General features: G+C 36.2%; 12 protein-coding genes and 1 other annotated feature. Of the genes, 8 read left to right on the forward strand and 4 right to left on the reverse strand.

What is annotated here, in order from left to right; all coding sequences use genetic code 11:
- Window positions 1-31: 31 nt before the first annotated feature.
- Window positions 32-1,021 (reverse strand): tryptophan--tRNA ligase, encoded by a 990-nt coding sequence (gene trpS / locus MHH64_RS10095; RefSeq protein ID WP_095309531.1) that lies wholly within the window; start codon window positions 1,019-1,021, stop codon window positions 32-34.
- A 69-nt stretch (window positions 1,022-1,090) separates the two neighbouring features.
- Window positions 1,091-1,265: a binding site (T-box leader), on the reverse strand.
- 1,304 nt (window positions 1,266-2,569) lie between these two features.
- On the opposite strand from trpS, the gene MHH64_RS10100 reads away from it, so the two are divergent.
- Together MHH64_RS10100 and MHH64_RS10105 are read left to right on the forward strand one after the other, a co-directional pair.
- The gene (locus MHH64_RS10100) at window positions 2,570-3,781 is read left to right on the forward strand and encodes a putative glycoside hydrolase (RefSeq protein ID WP_118888745.1); all 1,212 of its coding nucleotides are present in this window, start codon (window positions 2,570-2,572) and stop codon (window positions 3,779-3,781) included.
- Between the two features lie 110 nt (window positions 3,782-3,891).
- Window positions 3,892-4,485, forward strand: a complete 594-nt coding sequence (locus MHH64_RS10105) for a GNAT family N-acetyltransferase (protein WP_095309502.1) — start codon at window positions 3,892-3,894, stop codon at window positions 4,483-4,485.
- Between the two features lie 108 nt (window positions 4,486-4,593).
- Here the strand turns inward: MHH64_RS10105 and MHH64_RS10110 are convergent, their stop codons facing one another.
- Together MHH64_RS10110 and MHH64_RS10115 are read right to left on the reverse strand one after the other, a co-directional pair.
- The gene (locus MHH64_RS10110; protein WP_340003177.1) at window positions 4,594-5,970 is read right to left on the reverse strand and encodes an ammonium transporter; all 1,377 of its coding nucleotides are present in this window, start codon (window positions 5,968-5,970) and stop codon (window positions 4,594-4,596) included.
- 330 nt (window positions 5,971-6,300) lie between these two features.
- Window positions 6,301-6,642 carry a P-II family nitrogen regulator gene (locus MHH64_RS10115; RefSeq protein WP_095309498.1) on the reverse strand — a complete coding sequence of 114 codons (342 nt, stop codon included), beginning with the start codon at window positions 6,640-6,642 and terminating at the stop codon, window positions 6,301-6,303.
- A 381-nt stretch (window positions 6,643-7,023) separates the two neighbouring features.
- Here MHH64_RS10115 and spxA point away from each other — a divergent pair, with 381 nt between their 5' ends.
- The 6 genes from spxA to pepF all read left to right on the forward strand — a co-directional run bounded on the left by spxA (window position 7,024) and on the right by pepF (window position 14,031).
- Window positions 7,024-7,419: a transcriptional regulator SpxA gene (spxA, locus tag MHH64_RS10120; RefSeq protein ID WP_095309496.1), complete on the forward strand. Its 396-nt coding sequence runs from the start codon at window positions 7,024-7,026 to the stop codon at window positions 7,417-7,419.
- A 346-nt stretch (window positions 7,420-7,765) separates the two neighbouring features.
- A complete protein-coding gene (locus MHH64_RS10125) occupies window positions 7,766-8,167 on the forward strand; it encodes a thiol-disulfide oxidoreductase DCC family protein (RefSeq protein ID WP_340003178.1) in 402 nt (133 codons plus the stop codon).
- 457 nt (window positions 8,168-8,624) lie between these two features.
- Window positions 8,625-9,317, forward strand: coding sequence for an adaptor protein MecA (gene mecA, locus MHH64_RS10130; RefSeq protein WP_095309492.1), 693 nt, complete (start codon window positions 8,625-8,627; stop codon window positions 9,315-9,317).
- Window positions 9,318-9,463: 146 nt separating this feature from the next.
- Complete coding sequence (locus tag MHH64_RS10135) at window positions 9,464-10,756, forward strand: DUF5068 domain-containing protein (protein ID WP_340003179.1); 1,293 nt, start codon at window positions 9,464-9,466, stop codon at window positions 10,754-10,756.
- Between the two features lie 175 nt (window positions 10,757-10,931).
- Complete coding sequence (locus MHH64_RS10140; protein ID WP_340003180.1) at window positions 10,932-12,125, forward strand: competence protein CoiA family protein; 1,194 nt, start codon at window positions 10,932-10,934, stop codon at window positions 12,123-12,125.
- A 94-nt stretch (window positions 12,126-12,219) separates the two neighbouring features.
- Window positions 12,220-14,031 carry an oligoendopeptidase F gene (pepF, locus tag MHH64_RS10145; protein ID WP_340003181.1) on the forward strand — a complete coding sequence of 604 codons (1,812 nt, stop codon included), beginning with the start codon at window positions 12,220-12,222 and terminating at the stop codon, window positions 14,029-14,031.
- 47 nt (window positions 14,032-14,078) lie between these two features.
- On the opposite strand, the gene MHH64_RS10150 is transcribed toward pepF, so the two are convergent.
- Window positions 14,079-14,264, reverse strand: a complete 186-nt coding sequence (locus MHH64_RS10150; RefSeq protein ID WP_095309486.1) for a hypothetical protein — start codon at window positions 14,262-14,264, stop codon at window positions 14,079-14,081.
- Between the last annotated feature and the right edge of the window lie 172 nt (window positions 14,265-14,436).

A 14,436-nucleotide genomic window follows, 5' to 3' on the forward strand; every position in this document is an offset into this window, starting at 1 on the left:
CAGAAAAATCTGCCTAGCGCATTTTAAATGATTATTTTTTAACTCTTCCAAGTCCCATAGCTTTCTTTGCTTTGGCAACCGTTTTATTTGCTGTAAATGATGCCTTCTCTGCACCTTGATCTAAAATCTCATCAAGCTTTTTGGAATCAATTAATGCTGCATATCGATCCTGAATTGGTTTCAAAACACTAATTACGGCATCTGCAACGCCTTGTTTGAAATCCCCATAGCCTTTGCCTTCATATTTTGCTTCAAGTGCTTCAATGGATTCACCTGTGCAACTTGAATAGATCGTAAGTAAGTTAGAAACGCCAGGCTTGTTTTCTTTATCGAATTTCACAATACCTTCCGAATCCGTTACAGCGCTCTTAATCTTCTTCTCGATTTTCTTTGGTTCGTCAAGCATGGAAATGTAGCCTTTTTCATTTGTATCGGATTTACTCATTTTCTTCGTAGGATCCTGTAAGGACATAATCCGCGCTCCGACCTTCGGAATACGAATTTCTGGAATTGTAAAAATCTCATTAAAGCGATTATTGAAACGTTGTGCTAAATTTCGTGTTAATTCTAGATGCTGCTTTTGATCATCTCCAACAGGTACAACGTTCGTATTATAAAGGAGAATATCTGCTGCCATTAGTGACGGATACGTTAGTAGTGCAGAAGAAACTGCATCTTTCCCTTCTGATTTATCTTTATACTGAGTCATACGCTCTAGTTCACCAACATAGCTGATAGACTGCAACATCCATCCTAGCTGTGTATGGGCAGGAACCTCGGATTGAATGAACAAGGTTGCTTTTTCAGGATCAATACCTGATGCAAGATATAAAGCTGCAAGCGAACGAATATTTTGTCTTAATTTTAATCGCTCCTGAGGTACGGTAATTGCGTGTTCGTCTACAATGCAGAAGAAACACTCGTAATCATTTTGTAATTCAACAAACTGCTGGATTGCTCCAAGATAATTTCCAAGAGTTAATGTACCACTTGGCTGAATTCCAGAAAAAATTTTTTCCATGTCTTATCACTCCATCTTATCATTTTAAAGCATTAAAAAAGCATTAAAAAAAGCCCATTCTCCCTATAGAAAAGGGACGAATGAACCGCGGTGCCACCCTAATTATCTTAACTTTGTAAGATCACTTTAATTGTTATCAGCTCTAAAGTCCAATTCCAATTTACCTTGATGCTTGTTTCCACCAACCACAAGCTCTCTCAAATTCAGAGGATAAATTGTACTATATCTTTATCAACGCTAAATATATTAATTTTTAACTATTATATATATCCTTTTATTGAAATGCAAGGGGAAAGTTTATTAGGCGGGCTTTTAGTTCTTGATGAGTAACCGAACGCCGCAAAAAGCCAAAGTTTCGGTCACTCATAGAGCGGATGAAAGCCCGAACGCCGCAAAAAGCCAATGCTTCGGTCACTCATAGAGCGGATGAAAGCCCGAACGTCGCAAAAAGCCAAAGTTTCGGTCCCTCATAGAGCGGGTGAAAGCCCCGAATGCCACAAAAACCATTCTTTGGTAAATTATCAATAAAATAAAAAAGTTATAGGCAAGAATTAAAAAACCCCTCACCAAGACAGATGAAAGGCTGGATTTATGCTCCTAACGATTTTTTTTATTTGTAGTATGTCCATTGCTGTGACCCTACAGCAGTTAAGTTGCTTGATAGAATTCTTCTTATTGATTTTTTTGAATTCACTACTTGGCACCAATCGTGAATATTATTGGTAGTAATCTTTTCATTTGGGAATAGAATCTCAAATTCTTTAACGATTCTTAATACCGAACTGGTTAGAGATTCCTTATATCCGCATTCTTGGCAAACGCATTCTCTTTGTTTGACTGAAACAGAAAACGAATGGCATTTAAAACAAATAATTCCTTTTCGCAATTGACCATATTCATAAGATGGCAACTGGTTATAAGGAGACTCAGATAGATGTAATGATAGTAATCGATCTGCAAGTTTTCGATGTTTCTCCATTAATTTAGAAGGCATTTCATTTATACTTCTCATGTGTTGTTTTATTTGGGTTGGGAAAATAAAGGGTTTATCTAGAGGTGCTTGGTACAAGGTGAAGCTGGGGTTTATAAAGACTACTGAGGCATCGATTTGCGGGTTAAACCCAGTAGGAAGAAGTAACTGTCGTAGTATAGAATTTCTCCTTCATAACCCCTGTGTAAATTTAAATAGTATTGTTTTTCCTTGTTTGTTAATTTCTTTCGTTTGTTTAATAACTCGAGAATTCTTAATGCAGTCGGCTTCGAACGCAATTTGTAGGGCATTGTAACATCCTTTCTATTATAAATATTAAACTAAGTCAATTATACTGTAATATTTGATTTTGAAATAGAGAACTGAACGACTTTTTATCGCAAACCTTCGAAAAAAATATTCAAACAAAAAACGGTTTTATTTTTGTACTGGCGGGTAATTATACTTTAAGTTAATTGAGGTGAAAAGTATTTAAAACAAATAAGGAATATCCATTTAAATGAACGAACTTTTCATTTATACTTAACTTATTAACTTTAATAGGAGATTGATTCAACATGAGGAAAAGAAGGCGTAGTAAGATTATGGCATTCATTGGAATTCTTTTACTTAGTATTTCAATTCCAACGTTCGTAGCAGGTGAGGAAGCGGTGCAGGCGTCCTTGCATCAAGAGAGGCAGACAAACATAGAATTAATGGACATATTACAAAATGTGAAGCGTTTTACATATGACTCAGGGTTTCACTTTGAATATCCTGATGCTGTCAGAGGAATCTATGTAACTGGAAATTCCGTCGGGTCTAGCAATTTTGAAAACCTTGTAGAGCTGGTAGACACAACTGATCTGAATGCAATGGTTATCGACATTAAAGAAGATCATGGGCATTTAACGTTTAAGCCGGAAGAAGGATCTCCATATGAAGACATTGCAACCAATTATATTTCAGATCCTGAAGGGTTAATGGAACTTTTAGAGGAAAAGCAAATTTATCCGATTGCTAGGGTAGTTGTATTTAAGGATTCACTGCTTGCTAAGAAGCGTCCTGACTTATCATTTACACAAAACGGAGAAGTATGGGTAAACAATAAAGGGGAAGCTTTTGTCAGCCCTTTTGAAAAAGAGGTATGGGAATATAATGTCGAAATCGCCAAAATGGCAGCGGAAATGGGATTCCAGGAAATTCAATTTGATTATGTCCGCTTCCCGGAAGGTTTTGAAACGAAGGATGAAGAATTAGAATATACGCTCGGTGACTATAAGGATATGGACTTAAACAATATTAAAAAACGAGTTGAGGCAGTATCGGATTTTGTTGCATATGCAAGAGAAGAGTTATCGAATTATGATGTAGATGTGTCTGTTGATATTTTTGGTTATGCAGCAACGATTGAAGAAACACCTGGTATTGGTCAAAACTTCTCGAAAATTTCGGAGAACGTTGATGTCATTTCTTCCATGATTTATCCAAGTCATTGGACATCGTATTTTGGGATTGAAAATCCTGATGAAGAGCCATATAAACTTGTTTCAGAATATGCGAAGGTTGAAAATGCGGTATTAGGTGAGCTTGAGACACCGCCAGTATCCAGACCTTGGCTTCAAGATTTTGAAGCGCCGTGGCTTTACAGTGGACCTACGAAGCAGTATGGTAAAGCAGAAATAGAAGCGCAAATTAAGGCGCTGTATGAAAACGGGATTGATGAGTTCCTGCTATGGAATTCAGGTAATGTATATACAGAAAATGTTGATTATATGATTGGAAAATAATAACAGGAGGCTGTCTGTAAGGCAGTCTCTTGTTTTCTTTTCAGACCTTATTTAACAAATGCAACGTTTTTCGTTATACTAAGTGGGACTACGAAAAAAGGAGTAGATCCATGAATTGGTATGAAAAGCTTAATGAGTATTTTCCGATCGAAGAAATGAAATCAAAAAAGCATATGGAAATCCTGTTAGATGAAAAAGGGGATGTATACTATAAGGATGAAAGTCCGAAGCATGTACTGATGTATGCTGAATTTGAGACATTCCTTTTTATTGATTACCTATGGGTTTCGACACAGACGAGAGGACAAGGAATTGGTCACCAATTAATCGAGAATTTAAAGGCAAAGAACAAACCAATTATATTAGAAGTTGAGCCGATTGATTATGATGATTCGGATTCCGAAAAAAGGTTGCGTTTTTATAACAGGGAAGGATTTACCCATGCGCAATCAATCGGATATAATCGTAGGTCATTAGCTACAAATGAAGAAACACAGCTGGAAATATTATATTGGTCGCCAGATGACGATGCCGAAGCGATCATCTTTGAACAAATGAAAAAAATGTATAATGACATCCATACGTATAAGGATAAAGAAATATATGGAAAAGCATATCAACCTGTTGATGAGGTATTGAGTTATAATGAGAAGCGCGATTCAGAGGATATTTTAGAAGGAATAAAAAAGCCCGAAAAAGCATAATTGTTAGGTTTATTTCATTAAGTGGGGAAAGTGTTGACTGCAATTACGATAAGTAAAGAATGCGATGAAAGCTATGTTAGGCTTTCGTCGCATTCTTTTTTCTATAGGTCACGAACTTTGCTTAGATGCTGTTTCAAAGGGTATGTTTTGATTCAATCGATCGGCTAAGCCGAAGCTTCTTGTTGGAATTTCTGTGTTTTCATCTAATAGGTTATCTTTAAAATAATAAGCATTTGAACCATGTTCTGTAAAGTCGAGGCCAGCAATTTCCTCATCTCTTGAAACGCGAATCGGAGAAAATTTATTTAGCATATAGGTAAAACCACCAACTGATAAAGCAACCCAGCTAATTACGGCAACAACTCCTATAGCTTGAATACCGAGCTGTGAAAATCCATTCCCGTAGAATAAACCGGTTGAGGTGGAAAACAGCCCGATTGCCAAAGTTCCCCAAATACCGCAGATTCCATGTACTGCAATCGCACCAACTGGATCATCTACCCTAAGTTTGGTATCCAAGAAACGGATACCTTCCACTAGCAAGATTCCTGAAATGAATCCAACAATAAGAGCCCCACCAAGTGTGATTTCTGCAGCACCTGCTGTAATTCCGACGAGCCCACCTAAAACACCATTCATAGAAAGCGAAGCATCTACTTTTTTGAACCGAAGCTTTGTATAAAGAGCCGAAGCGCATAAAGAGGCAGAAGTAGACAATAAGGTTGTGCCGATAACCATTGGGACTAATGCTGGGTCAGCAGCTAATGTACTGCCGCCATTGAAGCCGAACCAGCCCAGCCAAAGTATAAATACACCAAGTGCGCCTAATGGTATATTATGACCCTGTATGACGTTAACTTTATTCCCTTTATATTTTCCGATACGTGGTCCCAGGATAAGCACAACCATAAATGCAGCAACTGCACCAGTTAAGTGAACGACCGTTGATCCCGCAAAATCACTAAAACCTAAGGCGGATATCCACCCATCTCCTTGCCAAATCCAGTGACCAACCACTGGGTAAATAAATGCGGTTATAGCTACAACAATAAATACATAGCTGCCAAGCTTGATTCGTTCAGCAACTGCCCCTGACATAATTGTTGCGCACGTTGCCACAAACATTGCTTGGAAAACAAAAAATCCAATGTCTTCCACACCACTGAGCATAAAGCCGTCGATTCCGATGAATGAACCACCAGAAGTGCCAAACATAATTCCGTATCCGACAATGAAGAATAATATTGCAGCAATGCTGATTGTCAGAAAATTTTTCATTAAGATGTTCAACGTATTTTTAGAGCGTGTAAAACCAGATTCAACCATTGCAAAACCGGCATGCATAAAAAATACTAGAACGGCTCCAAACATAAGCCACACCAGATTAACGGATAATTCTAGTGATTCAACTGTAGGGGATGCGGCATAAACTGGTGATGCAGTAAAAGATATCAATAAAAATAAAAGTAAACTTTTCTTAAACATATCATTTCCTCCCAGAATTTTAATGAATATACAAAGAAAGATTTATCTCTAAAATTTAAAGTAGCTAAAAGGATATGAAGAAGAGTAGATGCTGTCACATCCTTTTTAAAGAATGAATGTTGTTATCATGGTGTGAAGTTATTTTTGTGATCTAAAGATTACATGGAGAAGGTTACAAGATCATAACCTTATTTAAAAAATGAGAAAATACGAATCTTTAACTGTTAGGACAGATGCATTCCGAAATAAAACTAATATAGATAATTGGTATATCCAGTTTTACGGAACAGCGGTGAAAGAAATGTATCAGTGTATTCGAGTTAGTTATTGTCACATAACTGCTTCTACACCTCGTTCGCCTGTGCGAATTCGAATTGTTTCCTCGATTGAAGAAACGAATATCTTACCATCTCCGATATTCCCTGTGTTGCAGCTTTCAAGAATAATATCAATGATTTGTTCTAATTGATTTTCTTCCACGACCATTTCAACTTTGAGTTTCGATAATAATTGTATTTGGAATTCTGTTGATCTGTAGACACCAGTTTGCCCTCGTTGCTTGCCAGTTCCAGCAACTTCAGTCACTGTAAGACCATTGATTCCGATTTGTGAAAGGTTATATCGAAGGGTTTGAAATGTTTCTGGTCTAATAATGGACTCAATCTTTTTCATTGTTCCTCTTCCTTTCATTATATGTTAGGTTTCCTAACATTATTAGTTATGTTAATTATCATAATTGTAAATTTTAATCATTGCAAGTGTTTTTTTTATATATTTTTAGAAAATTTCGAAGTAAACGTTTGCAATTTGAAGGGAAATCTTTTTACTTAATAGGTTTAATTGAAATTGAGAATGGGTACATTACATAATGAGTTAAGATATTATCTAAAAATATTGTAAAACTTCCTGTTAAATCTAGAATATCCCCTACCTTTTGGTTGACAAATGTAGTATACTTATACATATGGGTAGTTTAAACTTATTTTAATTTAATAAGTTTACCGATGTTTATGATAATGATCTAACATACTTAAAAATGAGGAGTGAAGTTTCATGGTAACACTTTATACCTCGCCAAGTTGTACTTCTTGCAGAAAGGCAAAAGCATGGCTAGAAGAACACAACATACCGTTTACAGAACGTAATATTTTCTCTGAGCCGTTAACACTTGATGAGATTAAAGAAATATTACGTATGACTGAAGATGGAACGGATGAGATAATTTCGACGCGTTCGAAGGTTTTTCAAAAGTTGGATGTAAATATCGAACAACTTCCAATGAAGGATCTATTTAGTCTAATTCAAAAAAATCCTGGATTATTGAGAAGACCAATTATTCTGGACGAAAAGCGCCTGCAAGTAGGTTATAACGAAGATGAGATTCGCAGATTCTTACCGAGAACTGTACGTACGTTTCAATTGCGCGAAGCTCAGAGGATGGTTAACTAACTGTTTTTTCATAAATAAAATAAAAAACGCAGACTCCGTTATGGAGCTGCGTTTTTCTACTTATAAGTATGTATTCAAAAAGGGGATGAATAGGACTGAAGTCTGCTGAATTCGCAACGTCCTGTGCAGGCGCGGACACCAGCACGCTCCTGTGCGTCGAAGTTCGAGGCGAAGTAGCTCCCCGTACCGGGCTTACACAGAATGTGCTGACTTCTGCTTTCGACATAGGACGTGTCAGTTTTTAGTCGAAGGTCCTCTTTTCTCGATGTGTATTTTCACAGGAATTTTTGAACAACCTCTATAAGAATATCTTGTTGAGGTAGCATCAACGTAAGGAGTGAGTGCCGTGGAAAGATTAATATTATTTGATGGTGAATGCAATTTTTGTGACCGAGGTGTACAATTTATCATCACTAGGGATCCTAAAGGTCGTTTTAAATTTGCTTCGTTACAAAGTGATATTAGCAAAAATATCTTGAGAAGCCTTGATACTCCTAAAGATTTAGATAGTATGGTGCTTATTGAGGATAACAAGTATTACATTAAGTCTGCGGCAGCTCTTCGAATATGTAAGCAATTAAAGGGACCGTGGAAAATAGTCTATGGTTTTGTAATTATCCCAAGACCAATACGTGATTTTTTTTATGGAATTATTGCACGAAATCGTTATAAATGGTTCGGTAAAAAGAGGAGTTGTGAATTGCCTAGTCCAGAAGTTAGGAAGCGATTTTTGACAGACGAAAATTAAAAAAATGAAACTTTCCGTGACGTAAGGCTTAACAGATACCAATTTTTTCTAATAAGCTTGTTGTAATATTAGACCAAGATGCATCATGTTTTTGTGCTGAAAAATGTGATTATCTCATAGCGCGAAACGGGTGACAAAATAGGGGGAATGCTGTAAAATAGCATACTAACTATCCATTTCAATTTGGATGGAATGAAGAAATTCGTATGATAAATAGGCATATTAATTTCCAAGATGTCGTACACTATCATACAATAGAAGTAAACAGAGAATAACGATGGTTAGAGTCACCTTGAAAAGGGTACTACAAACTATAGAGTAGCATAATAGTTGAAATAAATAATTGGTGAAGATGTCTCTTCCACCTAACTGTTCTCCTTAATATGAAATGACTAGGCGATACTCCTGCAAGGATGAAACAGCAATTAATTTTTCAATTTGAAGGGAGAGAATTAAATTGGAAATAGAGAGAATAAATGAGAATACCATTAAGTTTTATATCTCGTATATTGACATTGAAGACCTCGGTTTTGAACGTGAGGAAATTTGGTATAACCGTGAACGTAGTGAACAACTTTTTTGGCAAATGATGGATGAAGTTAATTACAAGGAAGACTTCAATCCCGATGGACCATTATGGATTCAGGTGCAAGCAATGGAAAAAGGGCTTGAAATAGTTGTTACTAAGGCAAAAGTATCTAAAAATGGGGAGCACCTTGAATTAGATACAGAGGATGCAGATGATTACGATGTACCAGTTGAGGAAAAAATCGAAAACCTGCTTGAAGATAAATTTGGTAAGAATGTTTCGTCTTCAGAAGGTGATGAAGAAGATATGATTGAGGATAATTTGTGGATTATTGTAGAATTTAATGAATTTGAAGATGTCATTCAGTTAAGTCATTATTTCAACAACCTATCTCAATTTGGGGAAGAGACACTATACCATTATCATGATAAATACTATTTATACATGGAATTTTCTCACGAAATACTTGATGATAACAATCAGGAGAATATAATCAGTCAAGTACTAGAGTTTGCAAATGATTCCGATTTATCCATTCATTTATTGGAAGAGTATGGGAAAATTATATTTGAATCAGATACATTTTCACAAGTAAGATCATACTTTCCAGTTGAAGTATAGACATTCTGTAATAGGAATGTCTATTTTTTTATTTTCAAACGTTCTAATAACCTAGGAACAATGTATCATTTTTGCAATATTCATAGACTTTTCGGTTTGGTATAGTAATATAATAGTTGTGTCTAGTAAAGAAGGAGGATAACCACGTGAATCGAAAAGGACTTATATTTTTAATTACATTACTTTTATCAGCAATGGTACTAACTGCATGTGGTAATGGAGATGAAGAAAATGAAGGATCAGAAGCTAGTGCAGAAGAACCAGAGGAAGAAGTGATGGGAGATGAGACAGAAGAAGAGCCAGATCAAGCAGAAGAGGAAAAAATAGAGGAAAACGAAGAAGAGCCTGCAGATACGAATAAGGAAGGCAGTTTCAGTGAATTGATTACATATATGGAAGAGGAAACACAGGGTACAGCAAACGTACTATATGAAAATAATAATTCACAATCGCATGATATGGAAGGGATATCATTAACATTAGATGCCTATACATTGGTTGAATTAACGGATTTTCATAGAGATTTCGCTATCCCATTTGATGACCAAAATAATGGAGCGGTCATTATCGCACAATACACAGTGAAAAATGATACAGATGAAAATGTACATTATATGCCAAGTCTTTATATGACCTATGTTGGTGCGGATAAGGATTTAAATAATCATCGATACCTTTTGCCTGAAGAAGAACAATTACCAACGCTGCTTTCACCTAACAATGAATACTTATTAGAAGCGGGGCAGGAACTTACAGGTTACTATGCATATCCTATTGGAGAAGATCGTCTGATTGACGTATTAGAGGTTGGTGCGGTTGATGTTGGAGTTCCAAAACCTCAAACAGATAAAGATGATTTTTCTACTACTTTTGGTTCGGAAGGTAGATTCTCCTTCCCTCTTGATGCGGAAAATGCTGAAAAGGAAGAACAAACCGCAAGCCAGGGCTTCTACGAAGATAAAGCAACTGCTGATAATATGGGTGACAAAGAGATGTTAGAAAGTGAAGAAGGAATTGGAAAGAGTGAAGATGTAGACCAAGCAAGTGTGACATTAGAAGGCTATCAATTCACAAACTTTGTTCCAAATGCAGATGAAGCGCCGCGTTTTCAGTCTGATGAAGTAGTATTATTAACAGTTAGATTTACTATCGATAGTGGATATGATGAAGATATTTCCAAAAGCTCTATATCTTCTAATTTATACTTAAACGATGGTAAACAGTGGACATTAAATGAAGGAATGTTATTGCCGTATGGATATGGTGATGTTATTCCTGCTAACGATAGCGATGAACTGCTACAAGTTTTTCTTCTGGATCAAGAACAGTATGAAAAAATTTGGAAAGATAAATCATTTGAAATGGAAATCGGACCGATGCGCAATATAGATGGTGAAGATATTTCCAAAGGTGCAGAAGCGAAGTTTAAATTGAAATAAATAATGAGCGTATGTAACGAATAGTAGCCAACCAAACTAATTGGATACTATTCGTTTTTTTAAAGCTGATTTAAAAAAATCGTAAATATAAATTGGAGAGACCTTTAATTATATCCTAATAGAAGCAGGATTTTGTCATTCACTGTCGAATATATAGTTCGATGGAGGTGATGTAATGCTGCAAGCTAAAACAGCCGATGGTAGATCCGTCACGCTTGCAACCATGAATCGAGAAAGCATACTGGCATTGAAAAACACTGGCGTACTATTTTATTGTCCTGTTTGTGGTAAACAAGTAATTATGAAGGTTGGTGTTAAAATAATTGCTCATTTTGCTCATAAATCTACTGTAGATTGTCCGTCCTATGAAGGTGGAGAGGGGATGTATCATGAACAAGGAAAACTATTGCTATATCAATGGTTGAAACGCCACGATATGAAGGTGGAATTAGAAGTATATCTTCCTGAAATTCAACAACGTCCCGATATATTCATAACATGGAACAACAGACGAATTGCTATTGAGTATCAATGTGCTAGAATTTCAGGAGAAATAATAAGGAAACGTACTAATGGATATCGATCAAGAGGCATTATTCCAATATGGATTGCCGGAGCGACCCTGTTTACACGTTATCAAGCGAATAGCTTTCGAATTGATCAGTTTACGAAACAATTACTGCACCAATATAACCCGCGATTGCCACCTGTCCTATACTACTTTTGCCCATACACCTCTCAACTTGCAATCTTACAAGATATTTTCATTACCAAAAGCACACAAGCCATTGGTAAAATCCGCATTTCACCACTAAATAAACATAAATTTTCAGACCTGTTTCAATTTGAATTTTTTACAAATGCAGAACTACAATATTTATGGCAGAAAGAAAAGTTTAAATTTCGTCAAACACAAGGAATAAAACCTTATGGAAGTGAATTGAATTGGCGTAGATGGCTCTACTCCAAAGGACTGCATCTTGAAAACCTCCCATCAATTGTCCATCTCCCAATAACCTCGCAATATCGAATGAAAATCCCGCTATGGAATTGGCAGAGTAAAGTCTGCCTGGAGATTATTGATCCACTTCCCGTTGAAGGTGTTTTTTCTAATGCTGAATGTCAAGGTCTTTTCTTCCGGCGGCTATACAAATCAAAACAGTTTCCATTAATCCCTTCGCAAAGTAATCCAGTTCAAGAGTACCTTAGCTTGCTCGAGCAGCTTCAAGTGATTGAGAAAGTCTCTAGCGGTATGTATAAAAAACGCCAGCCAATTTCCTTTTATCATCATATTGAGCAAGCAGTGCAAGGAGACGAGCAGCTTGTAAAGGAATTATTTAGGCAAAAATCAAACATAATACGAGCATGAATTGGGAATAGTTCGTTATACTAAAGTATAGATGGAAGGATTTTATCTAGGAAATCTAGAAATAGTAAAGAAAGAATAAGGGAGGAATTTATTCATGGCAAAAACGACAAAGGAATTACCAAAACGCAGTGACATACCAGTTGAATCTACATGGAGATTAGAGGATATCTTTGCCACTGATGAATTGTGGCAGGAAGAATTAAAAAAATTGCAAAATGATATTCCAAAAGCAGAAGCATATAAAGGGAAATTATCAGAGTCTCCAGATGCCTTATATGATTTGTTGAAACTACAAGATGAACTTTTTGAGCGCCTTGGAAAATTATATACATATTCGCATATGCGATATGATCAGGATACAACCAATTCCTTTTATCAAGGCTTAAATGCTCAAGCGGATATGGTGCTAACTCAAGCTTCAAGTGTAATGAGTTATATTGTTCCAGAAGTGCTTCAAATGGATGAGGCTAAAATTAAGCAGTTTCTTGAAGAAAAAGAAGAACTAAATTTTTATAAAAAAGTATTGGATGAAATTAACCGCGGGCGTCCACACGCATTAAGCGAGAAAGAAGAGGCGTTGCTCGCCGAAGCATCCGAGCCTTTATCAAGCTCTTCGCAGACATTTGGTATGCTTAATAACGCTGATTTAACCTTTCCTTCAATTATCAACGAGAATGGGGAAGAGGTTGATCTTACACATGGAAGATACTCTACATTTTTAGAATCAAAGGATCGTCGTGTTCGAGAAGATGCGTTCACTAAGGTATATGACACGTATGGTAATTTTAAAAATACATTTGCTTCAACACTTAGTGGAGCAGTGAAAACCCATAATTTCTCTGCCAAAGTTCGAAATTATGAATCTGCAAGACAGGCTGCACTGGATAACAATAATATACCTGAACAAGTTTATGATAATTTAGTCGAGGCTGTTAATGAAAAGCTTCCATTATTGCACCGTTATACAGAGCTGCGTAAAAAAGTATTAAAGCTTGATGAATTGCATATGTACGATTTGTACACACCTTTGGTCAAAGAAGTTGAAATGAAGGTTTCCTATGAAGAGGCTAAAGATTTTATGTTTAAAGGGTTATCTCCACTCGGGAGTGAATATGGAGAAATTCTAAAAGAAGCTTTTGAAAATCGCTGGATCGATGTAGAAGAGAATAAAGGAAAACGAAGCGGAGCATATTCTTCTGGATCATATGCGACAAATCCATATATATTGATGAACTGGCAAGATGATGTGAACAATACGTTTACATTAGCACACGAGCTAGGTCATTCTGTTCATAGCTACTATACAAGAAAAACCCAGCCTTTCCGCTATGGAGATTACTCCATTTTTGTAGCAGAGGTTGCATCTACGACAAATGAAGCATTGTTAAATGATTATTTATTAAATAATTTAGAAGATGAAAAACAAAAGCTATATATTTTAAATCATTTCTTAGAAGGCTTCCGCGGAACGGTATTCCGTCAAACGATGTTCGCTGAATTCGAGCATGAGATCCATGTAAGAGCAAAAGACGGAGAAGCACTTACTGCGGATAAGCTAACCGAAATCTATTATGATCTAAACAAAAAATATTATGGAGAAGCAGTTGTTTCTGATGAAGCAATCGGACTGGAATGGGCAAGAATTCCACATTTCTATTACAACTATTATGTATACCAGTATGCAACAGGATATTCTGCTGCGACGGCACTTGCGAATAACATATTAGAAGGAAAAGAAGGTGCAGTTGAACGTTATCTTGATTTCCTGAAAGCTGGAAGTAGCGATTATCCAATCGAAGTGTTGAAAAAAGCTGGGGTTGATATGACTTCAAAACAACCGATTTTAGATGCACTTGATGTGTTTGAGGAAAAATTGAATGAAATGGAACGCATGTTATTAGGATAAGGCGTGCACAAATAAGAAAGGGGAATCAGCAAATCGCTGATTCCCCTTTACCTAAACCGCCGATATACATTTCGCTGGGTTAAGGAATGAAGCGTTACGTAGATGGATAAGAAAAATAATGGCAATGTGATAAAAAGTGGAATGAGCTTCATTAAGCCCAATAAATTTAAGAAAAAGGCAAAAACAGTTAAAGTGATAAATAAAATAGGATAAAACCGATAAATTCTTCGCATCTCAATCCCTCCAGTGACATCATCAATCGGCTCATTACACTATATGATTAGAAGTGCTCGTATAGAAGTGAACATTTTGTGAATATGTGCACATATAGGTTGAAAATCAAATTACTTCTTGTTATTATAAGATTGTAAGTTAAGTACAAACAAATACCCCTTTTGTTTGATC

Origin of the sequence: Oceanobacillus sp. FSL K6-0127 (genome assembly GCF_037983385.1) — a bacterium.
Taxonomy (GTDB): Bacteria; Bacillota; Bacilli; order Bacillales; family Amphibacillaceae; genus Oceanobacillus; species Oceanobacillus profundus.

What these genes read in the sequence shown, in the direction of transcription:
- trpS (WP_095309531.1), bottom strand. Translation starts at nt 1,021, where the DNA reads ATGGAAAAAATTTTTTCTGGAATTCAGCCAAGTGGTACATTAACTCTT.
- MHH64_RS10100 (WP_118888745.1), top strand. Translation starts at nt 2,570, where the DNA reads ATGAGGAAAAGAAGGCGTAGTAAGATTATGGCATTCATTGGAATTCTT.
- MHH64_RS10105 (WP_095309502.1), top strand. Translation starts at nt 3,892, where the DNA reads ATGAATTGGTATGAAAAGCTTAATGAGTATTTTCCGATCGAAGAAATG.
- MHH64_RS10110 (WP_340003177.1), bottom strand. Translation starts at nt 5,970, where the DNA reads ATGTTTAAGAAAAGTTTACTTTTATTTTTATTGATATCTTTTACTGCA.
- MHH64_RS10115 (WP_095309498.1), bottom strand. Translation starts at nt 6,642, where the DNA reads ATGAAAAAGATTGAGTCCATTATTAGACCAGAAACATTTCAAACCCTT.
- spxA (WP_095309496.1), top strand. Translation starts at nt 7,024, where the DNA reads ATGGTAACACTTTATACCTCGCCAAGTTGTACTTCTTGCAGAAAGGCA.
- MHH64_RS10140 (WP_340003180.1), top strand. Translation starts at nt 10,932, where the DNA reads ATGCTGCAAGCTAAAACAGCCGATGGTAGATCCGTCACGCTTGCAACC.
- pepF (WP_340003181.1), top strand. Translation starts at nt 12,220, where the DNA reads ATGGCAAAAACGACAAAGGAATTACCAAAACGCAGTGACATACCAGTT.
- MHH64_RS10150 (WP_095309486.1), bottom strand. Translation starts at nt 14,264, where the DNA reads ATGCGAAGAATTTATCGGTTTTATCCTATTTTATTTATCACTTTAACT.